General features: G+C 56.5%; 17 protein-coding genes and 2 pseudogenes. 10 read left to right on the top strand and 9 right to left on the bottom strand.

The features are described 5' to 3' along the window. Nucleotides 1–8 precede the first annotated feature (8 nt). The 5 genes and pseudogenes from DIE17_RS16225 to DIE17_RS16240 all read left to right on the top strand — a co-directional run bounded on the left by DIE17_RS16225 (nucleotide 9) and on the right by DIE17_RS16240 (nucleotide 3,836). Nucleotides 9–1,004, top strand: a complete 996-nt coding sequence (locus tag DIE17_RS16225; RefSeq protein WP_124573069.1) for a TniB family NTP-binding protein — start codon at nucleotides 9–11, stop codon at nucleotides 1,002–1,004. After that, nucleotides 1,001–1,366: pseudogene (locus DIE17_RS38415) on the top strand (TniQ family protein); the annotation flags it as partial. The gene DIE17_RS16225 and the pseudogene DIE17_RS38415, both read left to right, overlap by 4 nt. A gap of 399 nt (nucleotides 1,367–1,765) precedes the next feature. Beyond that, entirely contained in the window at nucleotides 1,766–2,836 is a 1,071-nt protein-coding gene (locus DIE17_RS37990) for a hypothetical protein (protein WP_260439247.1), read from the top strand. Between the two features lie 74 nt (nucleotides 2,837–2,910). Continuing rightward, on the top strand, nucleotides 2,911–3,282 hold the full coding sequence (locus DIE17_RS16235) for a helix-turn-helix domain-containing protein (protein ID WP_260439248.1): 372 nt from the start codon (nucleotides 2,911–2,913) through the stop codon (nucleotides 3,280–3,282). Nucleotides 3,283–3,359: 77 nt separating this feature from the next. After that, entirely contained in the window at nucleotides 3,360–3,836 is a 477-nt protein-coding gene (locus tag DIE17_RS16240; RefSeq protein WP_124921097.1) for a 3'-5' exoribonuclease, read from the top strand. Here the strand turns inward: DIE17_RS16240 and DIE17_RS16245 are convergent. The 3 genes from DIE17_RS16245 to DIE17_RS16255 form a co-directional block, all read right to left on the bottom strand. Continuing rightward, a complete protein-coding gene (locus DIE17_RS16245; RefSeq protein WP_124921098.1) occupies nucleotides 3,814–4,311 on the bottom strand; it encodes an HAD domain-containing protein in 498 nt (165 codons plus the stop codon). The genes DIE17_RS16240 and DIE17_RS16245 overlap by 23 nt on opposite strands. A 165-nt stretch (nucleotides 4,312–4,476) precedes the next feature. After that, a complete protein-coding gene (locus tag DIE17_RS16250) occupies nucleotides 4,477–6,966 on the bottom strand; it encodes a hypothetical protein (RefSeq protein WP_124921099.1) in 2,490 nt (829 codons plus the stop codon). Next, nucleotides 6,963–8,552, bottom strand: a complete 1,590-nt coding sequence (locus tag DIE17_RS16255; protein ID WP_124921100.1) for a hypothetical protein — start codon at nucleotides 8,550–8,552, stop codon at nucleotides 6,963–6,965. The genes DIE17_RS16250 and DIE17_RS16255 overlap by 4 nt, the downstream gene beginning before the upstream one ends. 320 nt (nucleotides 8,553–8,872) lie before the next feature. Here DIE17_RS16255 and DIE17_RS16260 point away from each other — a divergent pair, with 320 nt between their 5' ends. From DIE17_RS16260 to DIE17_RS16280, 5 genes are all read left to right on the top strand, one after another. Continuing rightward, complete coding sequence (locus tag DIE17_RS16260; protein ID WP_221624896.1) at nucleotides 8,873–9,640, top strand: HNH endonuclease; 768 nt, start codon at nucleotides 8,873–8,875, stop codon at nucleotides 9,638–9,640. A gap of 356 nt (nucleotides 9,641–9,996) precedes the next feature. After that, entirely contained in the window at nucleotides 9,997–10,563 is a 567-nt protein-coding gene (locus tag DIE17_RS16265; protein WP_124921101.1) for a hypothetical protein, read from the top strand. 174 nt (nucleotides 10,564–10,737) lie between these two features. Then, on the top strand, nucleotides 10,738–11,103 hold the full coding sequence (locus DIE17_RS16270; protein WP_124921102.1) for a DUF6388 family protein: 366 nt from the start codon (nucleotides 10,738–10,740) through the stop codon (nucleotides 11,101–11,103). 56 nt (nucleotides 11,104–11,159) lie between these two features. After that, entirely contained in the window at nucleotides 11,160–12,170 is a 1,011-nt protein-coding gene (locus DIE17_RS16275; RefSeq protein ID WP_124921103.1) for a hypothetical protein, read from the top strand. 80 nt (nucleotides 12,171–12,250) lie between these two features. Further along, nucleotides 12,251–13,225 (top strand): hypothetical protein, encoded by a 975-nt coding sequence (locus tag DIE17_RS16280; RefSeq protein ID WP_124921104.1) that lies wholly within the window; start codon nucleotides 12,251–12,253, stop codon nucleotides 13,223–13,225. A gap of 194 nt (nucleotides 13,226–13,419) precedes the next feature. On the opposite strand, the gene DIE17_RS16285 is transcribed toward DIE17_RS16280, so the two are convergent. The 6 genes and pseudogenes from DIE17_RS16285 to DIE17_RS16310 form a co-directional block, all read right to left on the bottom strand. Next, nucleotides 13,420–14,343, bottom strand: coding sequence for a hypothetical protein (locus tag DIE17_RS16285; RefSeq protein ID WP_124921105.1), 924 nt, complete (start codon nucleotides 14,341–14,343; stop codon nucleotides 13,420–13,422). A gap of 387 nt (nucleotides 14,344–14,730) precedes the next feature. Next, nucleotides 14,731–15,633, bottom strand: coding sequence for a plasmid partitioning protein RepB C-terminal domain-containing protein (locus tag DIE17_RS16290; RefSeq protein WP_124921106.1), 903 nt, complete (start codon nucleotides 15,631–15,633; stop codon nucleotides 14,731–14,733). Continuing rightward, nucleotides 15,630–16,532, bottom strand: coding sequence for a ParB/RepB/Spo0J family partition protein (locus DIE17_RS16295; protein WP_124921107.1), 903 nt, complete (start codon nucleotides 16,530–16,532; stop codon nucleotides 15,630–15,632). Before DIE17_RS16295 ends, DIE17_RS16290 begins: the two co-directional genes overlap by 4 nt. Beyond that, nucleotides 16,529–18,142 (bottom strand): recombinase family protein, encoded by a 1,614-nt coding sequence (locus tag DIE17_RS16300; protein ID WP_124921108.1) that lies wholly within the window; start codon nucleotides 18,140–18,142, stop codon nucleotides 16,529–16,531. Before DIE17_RS16300 ends, DIE17_RS16295 begins: the two co-directional genes overlap by 4 nt. Nucleotides 18,143–18,261: 119 nt before the next feature. Then, on the bottom strand, nucleotides 18,262–18,705 hold the full coding sequence (locus tag DIE17_RS16305) for a hypothetical protein (protein ID WP_124921109.1): 444 nt from the start codon (nucleotides 18,703–18,705) through the stop codon (nucleotides 18,262–18,264). A 409-nt stretch (nucleotides 18,706–19,114) separates the two neighbouring features. After that, nucleotides 19,115–19,312, bottom strand: a pseudogene (locus DIE17_RS16310) (integrase core domain-containing protein); the annotation flags it as partial. Nucleotides 19,313–19,727: the final 415 nt, after the last annotated feature.

The raw sequence follows: 19,727 nt of genomic DNA on the forward strand, positions 1-19,727 counted from the left end.
GTGGAAAAATGAAGGAAATCTCAGCCTTGTCTGCAAAGCAGTTGGATGCCTTGGATCGGTTTCGCCGTGAAACCCTCATGTTTCCACAATTCGAGACCGCCTATCGCAGCATATCGGAATCGCTGACCCTGTACCGAAGAACGGGGCTCGCCGAATGCTTGGCTATATACGGTGAAACTGGCTGTGGCAAAACTACGGTATGCAAAGTTGTCGAGGGTGAAAATCAGCGCTACTCTGAACCGCACCGCGACGTCGTTCCTGTCCTCTATGCTTCTATCCCAGCACTAGCGACCATCAGTTCGGTCGCCGAGTGTCTCCTGACGAAAATTGGAGATCCGGCTCCATCCAAAGGGACCAACTCGTCGAAGACCGAACGATTGATTGGACTCATTCAGGCATGTTCGGTCGATTTGGTCATACTCGACGAGTTGCAACATGTTCACGATCGAGGGCAGTCGCCAACGATCTACAAAGTGGGCGATTGGATCAAGAACTTCGCGGACCGAATCGCGAAACCCGTCGTTCTTGTCGGTATTCGCCGTGCCGAGATACTTGTCGCCACAAATGGGCAGCTCCGTCGTCGATTTTCGGCCGCTCTGCCCATGGATCCCATGACGTTCGATAGCGAGCAAGGAATTCAGGAATTCATGGCTCTGGTGTCGACTCTATTCGACGCGCTACCAGTTCAATGTGCACTCCAGCCCTCGTCATACCAAGCACTCGAGCGACTGTACTACGCGACCGATGGTCGGATCGGCTATTTGGTCTCGCTATTTCAACGCGCGCTCATGCTTGCATTCCGCTCCGATTCGAAAATCGTTTCGGAAGCTATCCTAGAGCAAGCCTTCGTCGAACAAATTTGGGAGGCTGGCTATGGCCAACTCAACCCGTTCAACAAAGACTTCTGTCTTCGTCGCTTGGACAGACGGCTAGAACCCTTTGCGGCGGAGAGCATTGGTGCGAAACCGAAGACGAGCCGTCAATCGAGAAGGGGAGCAAGATGAGCCGCGCACCTCTCTTGCTCCGCGATCCACCTCACAAAGATGAGAATCTCACCGAGTATCTGCGCCGGCTCCTGGGTATCAATGGATACCCAGGAAGCTTCGATTGCGTCAAAGACATCCTTCAAAAAAATCCCGTCACTATCGAAGATCTTGCCGATCTAACCCTCGTTTCGGCCAAACAGCTGAATTGCCTGCCGGAGCCGTGGCCTTCGTGGATCAAACGGGACGGCAACACAGCTTCGCCGGAGAAGGAGTCGTGGCTCAATAGAATCCGTATGCGTTGGTGTCCGGCATGCCTAGCCGATGACCACTACATGAGGTCAGCATGGTCGCTAAGCGTATTCGTAGCATGTCCGACACACGGCGCGATGCTAAGAGAGTCGTGCGACGCATGCGGCAAAGTGGTGACGTGGAGGAGCGGGTCCTACATACAGTGCTCGTGCGGTCGGAGGTTTACCGAAATGCCAATGGAGCCAGCATCGGAAGCGCATATGACGTTAATGCAATGGTGCAGCAGTAACGGCTCGAGGCAGCTAGTCAGTTCCGAGCAACGAGCTTCGCGCCGTGTTGTCACGCCTTTTGCACGCCTTTCACAAACTCAACTCTTGCGCCTGCTCCATGCATTGGCGCCGCACATATCCGCTCGCCCTACACATCGTCATGGTCGGACACCAGAGCTTCAGAATTTGAGCACGGCCGCAGACTATGTGGATCAATGCTCTCAACTTTTGCTGCACTGGCCATATAGCTTCCAGACTATGATGGCCAAGTACGATGAAAAGACCACTACCGAAACGAGCATTCGTCGAAAATACTCCGCCCTTTATCGCTTACTTTACAAGACACTCGCGGGCGATGAATTCGACTTCATGAGGCGAGAGTTCGAAGCACACCTCGATGGCCACTGGCATGGGGCAATCGACGGACGGCATCGCGCGTTCAGCAAGCGAAGGTGGCACACCATGTTGTCCGCATCCGAGATTCGCCGGGAGTTGGGGTGCTCGCGCAGCATGATCTGGCGGCTGATTTCGACCGGCCGACTCAATGCTCGCATTCTTCGTAGTCCGATTGGGCGACGCTTTGCTGTCGCGGACGCAAACAGTGTTGCGCAGACGAGGGCCGCTCTTCGCGATGCCATCGATCTACATGCAACTAGCGAACTGCTTGGCATAAGCCGCCGCCGGATTCGCATCTTGTTGACTGCCGGCCTGATCGGGGAAGCTCCAAATTATCATAGGAGCAAGTGGTCTATATCCGTGCACGAAGTGCGCCGCCTGCTTGATCTTCCCGCATACGACCGCGCGGACCATTCGCCCGAGGAGACTCTGCTGCTCGGACATGTACTCCGCCACATGTGTAGAGATAACGCGGTGTTCTTGAGGGTCATCGAGTCGCTGCTTAGCGGGGCAATACGATCGTTCGGAAAGGCAGCAGGCGTCCGCGGAATTGGAGCATATCTGGTGCACAAGGACGACGTCCGTTCGGTTATCTGCGATGCGAAGTGTCTTCCCCCATCGACGATGAGCGCCCAGGTAGTCGCACAGGCGCTTTCAATAAAGGAGGAGGTTGCGTATCACCTGATCCGATCCGGTCTATTGCCTCATGAGGTGTATCACGTCAATGGTCGAGCGATAGATCTGGTCACAAAAGATGACGTCGTGAAGTTCCGATCAACCTACGTCTCACTGGTCGATATTGCCAAACGTTGGGACGTCTCTCCGAAGGCGGCTCTGCGCCGCCTCAGCGAACGGGGGGTCGATGCGATCACGGGGCCGTCCGTGGATCGCTCACGGCAGTATTTCTATCGCGTTGCGGATGTCTCTGCCACTTAACAAGTAGCCGCTACTACTGCAGGAACCGGCAAGAGCACGAACCATCGCCGGGCGATTTCATCCGGCGACGGTTCGTGCAGTTGAGAATCGAATCTACAATTTCAAACCCAATGAAAATCAAACCTATCGATCTTGAGAAAATACACAGCAGTGCTTCGCAAAGCGATACCCCTTATCGTCTCAAGTTAGACACCTATCCAGCTCGCGGCAACCATAACGCCGCATTCGGCCTCACACTGCGAACGCTCCGGACATCTCAAAATCTCACGCAGGAAACGCTGGCGTTTGCTGTAAACCTAGACCGAACGTACATCTCGCTCTTGGAGCAGGGTCGCCGGTCACCAACGCTCGACACAGTCGCCGCGCTGTGCAGAGGGCTCGGGTTTTCGATTGCTGAGTTTCTCTCGATCGTCGAGTCGCGGCTTGCGCCCGCGCCGAGAGAGTAACGCGAGCCCACATGGCGAACGCAAAACGCGCATTCTAGTATCGTTACGAAACTGGCGCTCAACACCAAGGGGGGACAATGCGAATCTTTGTTGATACAGAGTTCACCGACTTCATCGACTGCAATCTAATAAGCGTTGCGTTGGTTGCCGACGATGGCCAGGAGTTCTACGCAGAGTGCAACGACTTCGATCGACGCGCCTGCAGTGCATTTGTCCAGGAAGCTGTGTTGCCGCAACTAGGTCAATTTCCGGACCGCGTGTTCTCTCGCCAAGATCTCCAGCTGGCCCTTCACGACTGGCTACGCCCATTCAAGGGCGGCATCTTCTGCATGGACTTCGCAGGAGACTGGGATCTTCTTGTAGATATCCTCGATGGTGTGCCGAGTGGCTGGCAGGGGCTGCTCGTACGTGATCAGGCCGACCAGGTCCGGTTGGCGTCGTACTACAAACGGTTCGGCGGTCGACACCATGCGCTACACGATGCCCGCGCTCTGCGTTACGCGATGCAAGACGGGACATCGTCTACGCATCCTACGAAGTCGAACTCCGACTGATGATCAACTGGGAGACAAACTCATCAATCCGTTGAAGTACAGCAGGATCGTCTATCCCGCGGGCTGGATCGCATACGACGAGGCGGGATTGCAGTTGCGGAGCGGACGCAAATTCCTTGGGGGCGTCGTCCAGAATCAGGACATCGGCTAACGTCAGTCGACGCCTTCGCATATAGTCCGTTATCCGTAGTGAGCGGCTCTCGATACGCCGATTCGTAAGATAAATTTTGGTAGCTGCGCTCAGCTCACGCAGATACTCATCTTGCAAGCGCTTGAGGTCGAACATATAGATCCAGGTGCTGTGGATTGCGATGTCGACAGCTTTCCCGCTGACCCGTTCAGCAAGCTTGGTCTGCAGTGAACAAACTCCCTGTCCGACCACCACCGGTCCTTTGGGCCCATATTCGAGCTCGCCCACAGAATTTGGATGTAGGACTCCATCGATGTCGAGGAATATCGTTGTCCTCTTGCTCATGGCTAGACTCAACTTCACAGAAACGGATCGAGATTACGCCATCACCACTTGGGCTGGTACCCAATAACATTCTAGGCGACCGCACTTAGTCTTCGTAGGTCCTCGCCCAGCTGAAGCAATACTGAAGTGTCGCGGGCGCGCAATTCTCGCTGGCGCCCTTGGTCATCACGCAGATTGAGTCATCTCCCGCGCGCGCGTACAAAGGCGGGTATGCTCCTCGAGCACCGCCGCTTCGTTTACACCGAGGCGCGCTCCGTAACGACGGGACATGCCTGCGAAGACCTCCCTCACTGCGTCGCCAAGTGCTTCTTCGGGCAGCAGAGAGGCGAAGCGATACAGAGCCGCGGCCAATCGATTCTCACTGTGCCCGTTCTGTACCGGGGCTCCCTCTTCACCAACAAAAACGCGCATCGCGCACAGGGCCCAGAAGCACGTCGCCCAGCACTCGAGCACATCCTCAGGCAGACCGCCGCCGAGCCCGGGATCTACGACAACCCGCGCAATCAATGGCTGTCCGCTGCTCCTCGTGCGGAACAGCTCGTAGAGCAGCCGGGTGACACGTCGCTGCCAGCTTGCATCGCCCGCACTCGGCAGCACTTGCTGCCGCGACACCTTCGCATTGGTATCCCCGGGCATCAAGTTGGATTTCCGGCTGCCGGCGCCCAACACCACGACGAGCAGCGCACGCAAACGCAGTAGGTCCACCACATCTAGATCGCGCTTCGAGGCTTCGCTCTGGAGCAGTTCGATGAAGTCTTCAACGGCTTCGATAAGACTCTTCTGCGTATCGTTGACGTACTGGCGCTGACGTCGCAAACGCTGCGCGGTGGCGTCGACTTTGATTGGCGGCACCAAATCGTCCGAGCCGAACCTCTCGTCGTTATCGAGCGCGCCGTCGCCGTTCGCCGTCTCATCGCCAAGCGACCAGTTCTGGTCCGCCGCGTCGTCTTCGTCGCCGGTTTCAACGGGTAGCCTTCCACGCCCGATGAGCGCATTTAGGAACCCGCGCACCGACTCCTGATGCGACGATGCCAGATGGCTGACCAATGCATCGTTTCCGCCGTCAGCGGCCTTTCTGCGGCCAGCGATAAACTGCTTGTAACTCAGCGTGCGCGAAACGCTTTCATTCTTTTCACCCTGCCGGTCGTGCTCCTCTCTTTCGTGACTGGATACCCGACCTCCGACTGTGACCCCGGCCTCGCGCTCCGCCGCTTGGAGTTTCTGAATCACTTCAAGCAGCCACAGCCCTTCAATGGCATCCTCGTCGTCCAGTAGCGCGAGCGCGTTATCGACGGCACGGCTCCTAAAGCGGCGTTGCGCTTCCTTGAGGGCTTGCTCGACGGTCACGATAGCGAGCGACGACTCGAAGTCGTCCGCACTCACTTGCGCGAAATGAGGTACTGATTCAGCGCGGAATCGATAGCAAAAACGTTCGGCACCGCTACCGACGCGCTCAAGGCTAACCGTCAGGCGCGCGCCGGTGCTGTCGAACAGCGCGATTTCCGCGTGGGTTGCATCCAGCCCAACTGGCGGCCACCAGTACAGCCGGTCGCCGACGAGTTCGAAGCGTCCCGGCAGGCGGCGCTGAAACTCTGCCATGGGGATATCGTCGGCAGGGTGGTATGAGGCGATCGTGTCCGGTGAAATGGCCGTCGCATCGGTCAGCGCACCCTCCAACCCGAGCAACTCGACCGCCGCGCCCGGCGCGGTCTCGCGATACAAGCACGCTTCCTCATTGACACCGTCTTCTTCCTCGCCCAGGGCCGCCGTCGTGCAATTGGCGCTACCGAATAGGACGCAGTCGGCCGTCTCCGTTTCGGCGATAAAAATCTTGGCGTGCGCGAAACGGCTGGAGCCTGCGCTCTTCACGTTCTTGAGGTCGTGTAGGCTAACGTGCGCGCCACTCCGCCATCGATGCACGGGAAAGAGCCGTGTGTCGGGGCGCAGGAGGACGGCCGTCCTCTCAGGTGTAAGTTCATGCCTGAAGCGATCGAGCGTGCCCAGATCCGCGTCCCAGTACGGGCTGACCGCAATGAAACGCGTGACCCGTCGCGCGCCGATCCGCTCGATGAAGCGCGCGCCGATGCCGCGCCTCCCACCGCTGGCGATAAATGCCAGCACGCCATCGTCGTCGGACATCACGGTGTCGTCGCTTGGCTTTGCCTCCGCCAGCCAGCGCGTTCGCTTCAAAGCCCAATCCAGCTGACGCCGCGCCACCGACATGTCAGGCAGCAAACGCTCTAGGTAGTCGAGTGCGGCCCGCAGGATCGGCACAGCAGACGGATCGGTTTCATCGGTCCTGACCTCTCCGATGACCTCTAGATTGCCCGCGAGGCCCGCCGCGGTCATGTTCGCGGAGCTGACCATCAGCCGTCCCGACACATTCCCGAGCTGTAGGACTAGTTTCGGATGAAAGACGCCAGCCGGCTGAATGCCGACAACCGAATAGCGGCGGCCAGCGAACCGCGGTCGCCGGAGGCCGCCTTCCATGGCCTGCGCGACCATCCGCGCATCGGCGACTAAAACATTGTTGCTGCTGCCCGCCTCGCGTAAGCGCGGCAGCGCGATCGACTCGTAGGCGGCGAAGTCCACGCCGAACGTCGTCACGATGGTGGTGTGATAGCCAGTTTCCGCAAAGGAGTTAAAGAGCTTCATGCGGCGAGTACCTCAAGGCCGGCGGTAGTCGGACCTGCATCGTTCAATAGGTGCAGGTCTCTGAGGAAAGTGATTGCCGAGGACAGACGCGGATTGGTCAGTACCGGTCCGGTACCCTGACGCAGCCGCACGCGCCCTTCGTCGCATTCGAGCAGGAACGTGTAATCGCCCTGTCCACGGAACTTCTGAATCGCCACCCAAAGGTGCCGCTCGATGATCCTGCACTGGACCAACCGCCTGAGTAGTTCGGACAGAGGGAGATCCGCATGCGCGCGCAGGTCGGACAGCTCTGTCACGATGGATTGCACGAACTCGCCTTCCGCGACGATCGGGCAACACAGCTTGACGCGCTCCAGCTGGTCCTCCCACCGCTTGTGCAGAACCGCCAGCAGCAAGATGGCCCGCGCGGCGATGGCATCGCTATCGGTTTCGTCCGAATCGCCGGTGGCGAGCACGTCGTTGTGAAGCCGATATTCGGAGAGCGCATCGCTATCGGACCAAGGGTCGGCGGCGAGCCGGATGTTCATCAGGAGCGCGTCCCACGTACCAGCCTCATGGTGCGTCAGCGCGTCAACCAGCCGTTCGGCCACTTTTGCGACCAGGTGTTCCAGCGGCAGGCCGGCGGGCGTCAGTGCAAGCACATCGAGCACGAACCTGAGAATCGCCTCGTAGGCGACGTGCAGAAGATCGTTGGCGTGATATACGCTCCACGCGAAACGGTGTTCGCCCTCGGTCGAAGGAACTTCATCGAATGCTTTGCCTTCCGCGTTTCGCCCAGCATAAAGCGTCCAGCGCACCCGCGCTACGTCGATGCCAGAGGCATTTGCCTGCGCCGCGCGTAGGATCAGGCGCAAGGTATGGCTGCGCATGACTGCCGTGGGCCGCTTCGGGTGAAGCTTGGCGAACAGCAAGTCCTGGTACAAACGGCATTCCTCGCTGCCCGCTTCGATGCGCGACGGAAGCATGATCGCCAGTCTTACAAGCTCCTGCCGCGAGATCGTGCCCTCGTGCGCGGCATGCCAGAAGACTTCGGCGGCGTCGCAGACCGACGCGTGGAACAGCTTCGCAAGCTGGTCGCCGACATCCGCTGTCGGTACCGGCACCTGATGCGCGTCGACATACTCTAGGGCCCCGATTTCGACGAGTTGTGAGCCGTAAGCTGCACCAAAGGCGCCGAACTTCTGCTTCAGATACTGCGGATGGCTGCCCCGATCCGTGTTCGGATGAAACACCAGATCTCCCGACGCGGTTTGCGCCAACTTGTTGCTCGCCCAGATGACACCCGCCACACCACGCTCGTTGTTCTCCGCCGCAGCGATGAGAGCGTACAGCGCTTCGGCACGCCGTAGGTAGACGCACCAGCGCTCCACCGACGTATCCCCGATCCGTTCAGCGTATTTTTGCGCGAGCCACGCATAGAAGCCGTAATAACGCATGCGCAACGTCACGTTGCTAATGCCCGGAAGCAGTTCCTGGTAAAGGGCGACGCTGATGGTCTGCATGCCCAGCGGATCGATGCCACGTTTGTCTTCCTTCGACGTCCACATCGGCAACCCCGTGCCGGCGGACTTAAATGCTTCGTTCATCTGTTTCTCCTCTTGTCGTTATTGTTCGAGGCTTTTTGCGACGGTCTGTATATATAGTTAACGGATCATCGTAAACGACATTGAGTCCATAGCGATGGGCACGGTTTAGGCCTGTCCGGACATCCGTTTGATCAACGGTGCGACTTCCGCACTACGATTCCGGCTCACTTTCGTCTCGGCTCCATCTCGTGTCCAAACGCCCCCGAAAAGCATCTTTGCCGGATTGCATCTTTCAAATGCCAGTTGCACACATCGCACGGAACCCGAGAGCGCCTGTGCGGTAGCATGACACCAAACCGAGGTGTGTCCGGGGAACAAAAATGAAATTTCAGTTCGATGTGGGAGGCAGCTATAGCCGTCGCGATGTCGCGCAGGCAGTTGGACTCCTCGATCTGCCGAGCGGCGGAAGTTGGCTCACGGGATACGTCCAACATGATGGAACCTATCTCGTCTTCTGCGGCGTCGGGGCGCCGGGCCGGACTGGGCACGATTACGGTAACAGCTTCGAGGGTGATGAGTTGGTTTGGAGCGGCAAAACCAGGAGTCACCGAACTCAGCCGATGATTGCCAAAATGACTGCGCCTGACTCGGAAGTTCACATTTTCTGGCGCCAGAATGATCGCGACAACTTTACGTACGCCGGTCTGGGACGCGCCATATCTGTATCGGACGATATACCTGCTCGAGTGCGCTGGCGTTTTATGAACGCCGCCCATGGAGGTGAAGGCACGTTGGCCGAGGAAATTCCGACAGACGAGGTTGCTGTCGTGCCGCCCGCGATCCTCGAAGGTGCGATGAAGCGCGTGACGGTAAACGCTTACGAGCGTAACCCCGTCGCGCGCAAGGCCTGTCTAGCCTTCCACGGGTATCGGTGTGCGGCTTGCGGCTTTGACTTCGAGGCAGTCTACGGCGACATCGGGCGCGGTTACATTCACGTGCACCATCTGCGGCCGCTGAGCTCAATCGGCGCGTCATACGTCATCGATCCGATCAAGGATTTGATCCCTTTGTGCGCCAACTGTCACGCGATGGTCCATCGCTCCGACCCTCCGCTCCCAGTCGACGTACTCGCAACACGGCTCAGATGATCCGCCAGAGCGGCCCCGAAAATATCGCTGGAGCGTACGCGAATGCGGACGTAGCTGTTCATGCAGATAAAGATGGCAAAGTGCGGGCGGAAGTTCTAGACGACCTTCAAAGCGGTTGTGCTGTCGTACGTGATGGCCATATTGTGGCCGCTTTCCCTGAGTGGCCTACCAGATGCCCGCCGCGGCGTGTTCAATCAACGAGTATCGACGGCCGTGAAGCTTGATATGCTGAGAATGTATGCTTTGAAGGAGCACAAAGCTTGTGTTGTCCGTTCGACTTACGTCAAGAACACTGACAATGAAGTTCTTGCTAAGTGCACGACGAAGAAATCCGTACGAACCGGGGACCAATCAAAATGAACAGCGCAAAGCCCAAAAAAGACGAGTGGCAAATATTCGATGGGCGGCAGATGATGAAGAGCTTCGTTACGCTCTCGAGAGTCAGTCAGTTCATGAAGAGGAGGGTGCCGCAAGTTTTTGTAATATGGGCCGCCGTCGCAGTCCTGTTGAAAACCCCACTGTTCACCACTGCGTTCAACGAGTTCGGGCGCAGCTTTACCTCCCCGTTCCTCGCCGTGGGAAGCATTGACGCCGGTCAACCGGTCGACATAACGGCCGTCCTTTTGATCGGCTTCGCAGCAATCCTAGTCGACGTGATTTTCATCATTGCCCTTTATCTCTGCATTAAGTTAAGCCGTCGTTCGGGCAGAGGACGTCCGGTGAAGATCGAGCAATGGGCCGCCCGCTTCTCGGGCAAGATATCGGACGAAGTGTCTTCGATCTTAACTCACTGCTCGGCAGCAACGTTGGTTCTCTTAATTGGCAAGTGGCAGGCCATACATGGAACCCAGGTCCTTCCCTGGCTAGTGGCTGTGGCCGCTTTTATGTTCGTCTTTGGCGCAATCTGCTATCGTGAAAACTGAATGAAGGCGTCCATGGATACAATCGACCGACCGTTTCCCCAGGACATCTTCGTCGACTCGAGCCGGAATAGATGAACCAACCCGGTACAGAGCATCGCCATCGGAGGGACGCACTTTTATGTTAGGCACGTTCTTTCGAACTGGCCTCTGCTGCCTCGCTGCTCCAGCAGCTCAATGAATTCTGCCGACCGGAATCGAATTTTTTCGGAATACCTCTTCAGTACTGAACATACACCTATGAGTTCATCATCACTATCAGCTCAACAGATCGCTATCGGCTATGAACGGTTCTTGTCGCAATTTCCCGCGGCTAAGGCACGCGTCGACAAGTTATCTCAAGAAGTCGCCAATATCATCGATGCTGACCTTGACGAACTCCGCCGAATTGAAGCTGCCACGGCCTTGAGGGAGGTTGCAAAACGTTTGGGCATCGACCCCTTCGAATATCTGCTTCAATTTGCGGTCGATTGCGAAGTGGAGCGGCGACAGATTCTCCGGGCCCGCCAAGAAGCGATGGAGCGCGCTATCGGCTTGCGCTAGTCGGAAGACATACCAACTCATCGTAAATCGACACAACTATAGATTGCAATAACCACATGCGCGCCAACGCACTTTATTTTCCCTACATCACGCTTCCTGACGACGCGTGGACAGTGAAGTCGCTCTTGTATTGGGACAAACTATCATCCATTGTTCCGATGGACCATATGAGCCGTCCTGAGCAGATGAACGGATTCATGCGGGAGTTACTCAGCGAAGGCCTTGTGGAACCCGTAATACCTGCTGAGTACATTCATCGTTTAGACCGCTTCGATGACAGCTTCATCACGTTGATCGAACACCGGCTGAAACGGCCAGGCCTGCGTACCCCGGAACATCCCTCCCGACACACGTCCACTCGGATTCACGCAGAGAAGCTTGGTGAAATACCTCGCTTCTTGGTGGAGGTTGGCCTCGCAAAGAAAGTCGACTGGGCGTGGTACGACGTGGAGACAACCACGGCGACCATGTTCATGTCCTATCTGGCTGCGTGCTTGGGAGCGATACCTGAGGTCAATGCAACGCCCGTGACCAACAAAATGACTTTTGCCGCCGGGTTACTGGCTCGTCCTAAGTCGTCGGCGCGTGAACTTCATCGCCAAAAAGCTCGAGAAGTCGTGTTGCAGCACCTACTTCCGACGCCAACTGGCCCCTTACAGTTGGACAAGCTTCTGCGATTCAAGAGTCAGTATGGCCATCTGCTCCCCCCTCTGCGCGCTCGGATCGAAGCGCATTGTGTCTTAGTTGCAACGCTTCCGAATGCGGACGATCGTATTGGTGCTAACGAAGCGTTTTTGCGGAACTGCAAATCCGATATCGCTGAAATCGAGGATGCTATGCGTCCGTCGTTCGGATCGGTGGCCCTTGGAGCGTTAGTCCCATTATGTGGTGCCGGGTTGACACTTGAGGCAACAGACTCAGGTAACGTCACCGCGTATGCAGGTGCCGCGCTGTCGCTCGCTGGTGCCGCCTATCAAGCGATCAACAGCATTCGAGGCAATCGGGCTTCGATGAATCGCCCGCTCGCCTATGTCGCCCACGCGCAACGTATGCTTGCCAAAGGTTAAGGGTTGCCCCCTGCGTCTCAGAAACAATATTTGAATCACCAACCCGGCGACACCATCACACGCAATTCATTTTAAATAAAATGATTATCTATGCCATCAAAATTATAATCGGCGCCCTTCTAGTGCTGGCCACACCAGGCGCCGCAATTTCAACGATACTGATACTGGGTAAATTTTCTCAGCTTATCAGACACAGCTGGATCACAACCAGCGTAAAGCGCTGTGCGATTTTTATCGGAAAGAGGGTTCGACTGTTTATTGAGAAAAACTATCTTCATCAAAAAATGGAGGCCTTCAGCGAATCCGTTGCGAAAGAGTTCTCTATGCCCCGTGTAATTCTACTGTACACGGCTCTCCTTGCATCCGCTCTGAAACTATTTTTTTTATATTACAAAGAAACTGATATCTTCAACGCAATGATTGCACTGATCGCGTTGAGCATGCTACCGTTATCAGCACTTGCAGTTCATTTTTGCAGAAGAGACGCTCTAGTCGAAGCACTGAATTGTCCGTTCTGCGTTTGGATTCGATGGACAGGGTTGGTCATATTAATATGGATCGGGCACTCTGATGCGACCAGTCGGATTTCCGCGCATTTCCTTGGAGCATCAATGCACCTTCCCATTGCCTATAGTGCTGGTGTATTCATGTCATCAATTGGCATTTTGTCACTTTGGACAGCACTGTTCCTCCTTGCACTTCAACTCCTTATCTTTCCAATTTTTGGCCTATTTGAACTCAAGAACAAGAGAACTCCCCCAAAGGTGCGCGTCATTGCCGCCACGACCGCGACAGCCGCTCTTCTTACAACTTGCCTCTCATACGGGGCTCAAAATGCAATTGGAATGTCAGATATTGAAACACTGGCAATCTCCAAATTGGCATGGGAGTTTGATATGCTGGACGAAAAGGCATGTACTGGAGAAGATCCTGCTTCCGGTCCATTGAGGAAAATTGTATTTGTTGGCCCGGATCAATCTGAAGGTATGTTTTTACGAGCACTTGGGGCTCAAAAAATAGTTCAAGCACGCAACCACGGCCGATACGCCTTTTAAACAAGGACGAACGGAAGGCTATTCTCCCTATTCTAGAGGAAGTAATCCCATGCAACCACGCCTTCTCCAAACGATCGTGAATTAACTTACGATCAAGTGCGCCAATAAAAATATCGCGGCGACAAACCAAATTAACAAATTTCCTTTGTCGCCCTCCAGCAGGCATGTGCCATCAAAAATTCGGTCAATCGCCGCTATCCCAATTGCACCACGACCCCCTCAGGAAGCACCGTTCTCGTTTCCGTACGTTGCTTCCGTTGATTTTCATACCAACCGAATATCTCTCGATCAAAATCTCCGATCTGCGATCTGAACTCTTCAACCGGCGTCACCAGCTTTTGCATAAGCTCCATCAGCTTCAACGTTGCGCGCTCGATCTTTACATGCAGATTCGAGAAATTATCCTCTCGGTATCTCATTGAAATACTGAGATCAGCTCCGTCATCCGTCGAATTGATACCTCTATCTTTAAATTCTCGGCCTGCCATATCGACCAACCTGTCGAGAGACCTTCTGTCTGCATCTGTCGCATAACCCTGTTGGCGTACACGTGTCGCTTGAGCGATCGCATTCGCGTTATCAATGAGATCGAGATTTCGACAAATTCCGAACAGCGACGCGGCAATTACTTCGATCTTTGCCAGCTCTAGATCATTCGTCGGTGCTGAAATCGACGAATTCCATGCTTTAACTTGAAGACGCCGGGTCTTCCCAAGTACTGCATTGGGATTAACTCGCGTAGCAATCACCACGTGTCTAGCTATCGGCACAGGTCGTCCGTTAAATTTGACGTCAACGCTACGAACTTGTGCCGCCCAAGATGCAGGACAGGCCATACCGCCAACTGGTGCACGTGTTCCTTTCGATTCAGCAAGAGCCCACTCAATCGCAGTTGAACCAGACACAGGGCGGATTGCGATGTAATCCGGACGTAGCTTGCTTGGCGACGGCGAAATCCTATCGATCTCGAGCTTCGACGGCGGGTAGTGAGGATGCCAACGAGGAATGCTGACGGGCATGTTTACGTTAGGATAGAAAGCGCTTGCGGGAGCCACCCATTGATATCCTTCATCCTGCAAAACTCTGCGACTACAGGCAACGCCCAACATCCAGGACATCACCCCCTTCCACTGCCGTTCACATCCAGCCGCAACCTGATGCATCGTCAAATATGAATTCGCTCCCATCCTCATGGGAACAAGAAGGTACCCTGGCCATCCGAGCAAGCTCAGAGGAGACACAGTGGGTAACCCTGGAATCCAATCGGCGATCAAATGAGCGGCTATATCGGTCGCCGTCAATGCAAGATGCTGCTCAGTGCCGCCAACTGGCCAATATTGAACTCCCGTCGCCAATTTTTCACCCCGTTGATAAGATTTATTTATTTTCGACTCTCACATCAGGACTTTATCTACCATCCTTCACGAAAAGTGTACGCTGCTGAATCAGTCATTTCAACGTGATAACCGGGTACGCGCGGTAGAAATGCTCTTTCTGAACATCTCCTAACTTACGCTTTCGAGCACTGGCTGCTCCAGAGCGATCATGTTCACGACCGACTGGAGTTCGCATAGCAAGTCCGCCTGTTGGGCTTGCAAGTACTGGCGCACCGACTCGTTCTCAAGCAGCCTCGCAAGATAACCCTTTGCGAGCACGAGGTTGAGCACGTCCTGTCCATAAGTCTGCTCGACCACCTTGTACTGCCCCTGCAGATTGCTCATCTCCCGTTCCATCTTCGCCATTTGCTCGGGGCTCACTCCGGCAAGCTTCCTCGGTTTCTTCCCTTCGATCAGCCTCGAAGCCGGCGTCGCAACGAGCAACGCTTCAGCGTACGAGACAGACAGGTTGTTTGCTGCCACCATGAGCTCGACACATTCGACTTGCCGTGTGGGCTTCATCTTCCGCAGAGCTCGCGCGAGCTCAGGTGAAAACTGCCGGTCCTTCAGCAGTTCAGTCGCTTCAGCACAAATCCCATCCAGCAATGCCATCCTCTTCATGATCTGCGACACATCTACTGACAGCGCTTTCGCGAGCCGCTCAGGAGACACACCTCGTTCAACGGCCCGACGAATCATGAAGTGCTCCTGGATGGTCGATAGTCGATTGACGCGGTTGTTGTACGTGTAGCTCTCATCGTCCGTGGCAACGAGGCACGACACGGTGTTGAACTGGAGCTCCTGCAACGCGATCAGTCGCAGGTGCCCATCGAGCAGGACGTGGTTGCCCGATGCCTGATCGACCGGCGTCACTGAAAGCGGCTCGATCAAGCCTACCTCTTCGATGGAGCTTCTGATCTGCTTGAACTTTCGCGAGTTCATCATGCCAGCAGGCGTGCGCCGTGATGGCAGGATGCTCGTGATCGGAACAGAGAGTGGTTCCGGAATGAAACCAAGTGCTACGCCGGTCATGCTGGACTCCCGCTCGGCCATACACGTTCTGCCAGATACTTCGGCAACGTCGCCAGTTCCTCAGCGCGCAGCAGGTTGACGAAGTTCTCATCGGCAAATAGCTGCCTGAGGGCGCCGACAATGAATAGCAACCGCTGCTGCGTAAACTCCGCCTTCCGCACCATCGTTTTCTGCCGCTCAACTTCATGCTGATACGTTCTGACGAGGCTCGATGTGGTCACGTCCATCACCTTGCGCGTCATGTTTCGATTCGCCGTGCGGCCGAGCGCTTTCCTGCGCTCGATGACGCGCCGAGCGTCCATCAACTGGCGCCCGCGCAATCTCCCCGATTCATATGCCTCCTGCAGTGCCGCCTGGATCGCTTCGTCGTCGTCGCCAGCACCGACGATCGAAAGCGCCGCGTTCAGCGGAATCCGGCCTTTTTCGACGGCGATGACAAGCCGTTCTTCACCTTGATGCAGCAGCGTCAAGATCCCCTGCACATAGTGCTGCGTGAGACCTGTCTTTTCGGCGATCGCTTTCGGCGCGTAGCCGCGCTCCTGCAGCTCGCGTATCCCTGCGAGCAACTCGAGCGGTCGGCACTGCCGTCTCGCGATGTTCTCCGTCAGGCTCATGATGAACGCGTCTTCGTCGCTTACGCTCACCACCAGCGCTGGTATCGTAGTTTCCCCGAGGGATCGAAACGCCTTCAATCGCCCCTCACCACACACGAGGAGATACTTCTCGACGCCATTGGCCGTCGCCCGCGGCGTGACTAGGATCGGTTTCTTCAGGCCAATCGTCTTGATGTTGGTGACGATTTCATCGAAAACTCGACCATTACGCTCGCGAGGATTGATCACCTCGATCCGGCTGATGGGGATCATCCGAACCTCACCGGGCTGTTCACGCTGAGTCATGCTCTTCTCCTCAGCCGAGCTCGCTGTGCCATACCGTATAAGTAGTCCAGCGTGTCGAAGCGATAACTCTCGAACTCGATCGGATTCCAGTCCGCGAGACTGATACGAGGTTGCCAAAAATCGATGTGCGGAAGCAGGTAGTAGTCGAGCGCCGTCGAGTTGCTCTGGTCCAGCCTGACTGCGACGGTGATATCCGGCAGCAGGCTCGTGTCGAACCGCACCTTCCAGCGGTTACGGCCGCTGGCGCGCACCTGACACCGTGACAGCACGATGCAGGCAGTGAACTCCCGATTCACGGTCAGCAGGTCCGTCGCCGGATCACGCGACACCGATCCGCCGAGATCCGCGATCTTCTTTTCGGTCTCGGCAACGATCTCTGGGTGCAGTTGCCGAATGAAGCGATTCGCTTCGATATAACGATAGTCACGGCCGGGCGTGAAGCCAACCGTCTGATACGCGCGAATCAAGCTACCGAAGCGGTACACATACACCGAGGTGGACGGCATGCCCTCCGTTTCGTCGATCACGACGCCCGATAGAAAGCCTCGGCTTCGATACAGATTTCGCAGACGCTCGATAAGCTCTTCACTCGAGTAGCGCCGGGCGCGCGCCCGCATGATGCCCTGCGCTGTATAGAACGTTTCGCTCGGCACGATGGGTTCGAACGCACCCTCCTTGCGTATCCACATCTCCGACGGATTCGTGACACGAGATTTCTTCAGCTTGAACGACACGCGGTTGTAGACGTTGTTGCCGATGTACTTTTCGTTGGTCAGCACCTCCCGAATCGTTGCCCGAGTCCAGGGTCGCCCAAGGTCCGTCTGAACGTTCATGCCGTTCAGGCGTGCGGCGATCTCGTGCTCATTGAGTGACTCATTGATGAACCAGCTGTAGATGAGGTTGACGATACGCACCTCGCTGTCTGGGCCTGGCATCAGAATGACGCGGTCCGTCTGCAGGCACTTGTGTTGGCCGCGTTGCAATTCCCCCTTCATGAGGCCATGCTCGTCCACCAGGATCCGGCGTAACGCATAGCCTGCCGGCCCACCTTGCCGGAAACCGAGCTCGATCAACCGACACTGGCCAGCGAAGACCTTCGCTGACAACTCGCGGCTGTACTCACCGGCCATCGCACGCTTCACACCTTTGACGATTGTCGAAACTGGCGAGCCGTCGTTCTCGAACTGTTCGGCGCAATAGGCGACCTGGATGCCTGCGCGCCGGCAGATGTACTCGTAATAGGCACTCTCGTCTGCATCCTGGAATCGTCCCCAACGGCTTACGTCATAGACGAGGATCACCTGGAAATCGGCCATGCCAGTTTCCACGTCCCGGATCAGTTGCTGCAGCGCTTGGCGCCCATCGATTCGCAAACCACTTTTACCCTCGTCGGCGTAGGTCCGCACGATCTCGAGATCGCGACGAGCAGCGTAGTCGCGAATGCGATCGCGCTGATTCTCCGTCGAGTATTGCTGGTGCTCCGTCGACATCCGAACGTATTCAGCAGCCCGCATTCTGCAGGCCTGCTCGTCAACGGATTCGCATGTGCAATCGAGGTCCACGATCCAGCTCCCACCGGCAATCGCTCCTCGCTGCGCCGTCCCCGACATCAGCTACCAGGACTTGTATCGGCGAACGCGTCGCGCCTTGCAATGACGTCGAATGCGAGCGAGTACACAGCCAAGGTAGCAGGCCGCAGACGTTTGTCGTACACGTCCTCTCTTTGCAATCACGCCGGAACTGGCCTCGGCTCAGACAGCACGGCGATGTGCACCGTCCACGCGTTCATCTTTGCAACGCCGGCCTCAACCGCGTTGCGCAGGATGTAGAATCCCGATGCCAGTGGGCGGCAGGCCGGCCACACGTCCATGTTTGCAACAGCACTAGCGGTGCGCCGCGCATTTCGTCGTCGTTGCATCGCGCAATTGCGATCGCGATAGGCCGGGTGCGTCTCGCGGTAGTGCCGCCAGTAGTCAGGATGTCGGGCCCGCCAGCTGGTCTGGGCGCGGATCTGATTCTCGCGATAGTCGGGATCGACTCGCATGCGCTGGTGCTGCCACGCACGCCGGCGAGCACGCTGGCACGCCTTGGCCGAGCAGAAGCGTTGATGCGGGATATGTAAGAGCGGAGTGAAGGGTGTGCCGCAGGCAGCACAGATCCGATCTGATTTCATGGCCGTGCTCCACAGAGGAATCGAAGTGGGGCCAGCCGTGTTTGGGGCCAGGGTCAGTTTGAACCAGCTCACGGGACGCGGCGTCCCACCCTCGCAGATTGTCCGCCGCTCGAGATGCTTGTGCGATTCATGCCTATCAGGTCGACGCTCAGCCCGCGCGCGCAGAGCCTTGTGCAGCGGGCCTCTGCGGCCCACCCGAAAAAATTTTCACCTTTTGTGGCATGGCCGCCGAGTTTTTTCACTATTCGCGTCAAAAAGCTCGAAGCGTCGTGACAGAGTTAGTGAAAAACTCCCATAAATTCAATGGGGCGACTTTTCAACATTTACGACACCCGACACCAGCCGTGGGGCGCCAGAGTAAGTGTGACTGGCGCCATATGTTTGCAACTGTGCGACTAAGTTTCTGTGATTAGCCTATCGAGGCACAAAAGGCCGAATCGGCCCGATCGGTGCACTGGCGGGCGAATTCCGCCGGTGTCATCCACTGCAGTGCAGAGTGAGAGCGCGCCTCGTTATAGTACTCGCGCCAGGTTTCGATTTTGCGTCTGGCGTCCTCAAGCGACAAGAACCAGTGTGCGTTGAGGCATTCCTCCCGAAAGCGTCCGTTACCTATGTCAAAAATCTAGGGCTAGAGTATGGCGAACCCATCAGCGTTCGGTGGAGTGAAATTCTGTCGCTTGCCGGCGGGACGTAGAACGCGTCCGGATTACTGTCGAGCACCAGCGACTCATCATCACGCCGATGTGAGCGGCGCATTGCCCATGGTGGGCGTCGCAAGTCACCATCCGTCTAGGTAGCTCGGTGCCCGATACTCCGCACCGTTAGTAACTGTGACAAGCGACGATCGTGCTGCAATCGCAGCGGGCCGGCCACTCAGGCCCGCTGCCGTGTAGTCTTTCAGCACGAGCTGCAACCCATGCCAGGCGTACCGTGCATTTCGGTCGTGCAAATGCAAAAACCCCCGCCTTTTCGGGCGGGGGTTTCTGGCTTAGGGAGCCTGACGATTACCTACTTTCACACGG

The sequence above is a fragment of the Burkholderia sp. Bp9099 genome (genome assembly GCF_003857805.1).
Classification (GTDB): Bacteria; Pseudomonadota; Gammaproteobacteria; order Burkholderiales; family Burkholderiaceae; genus Burkholderia.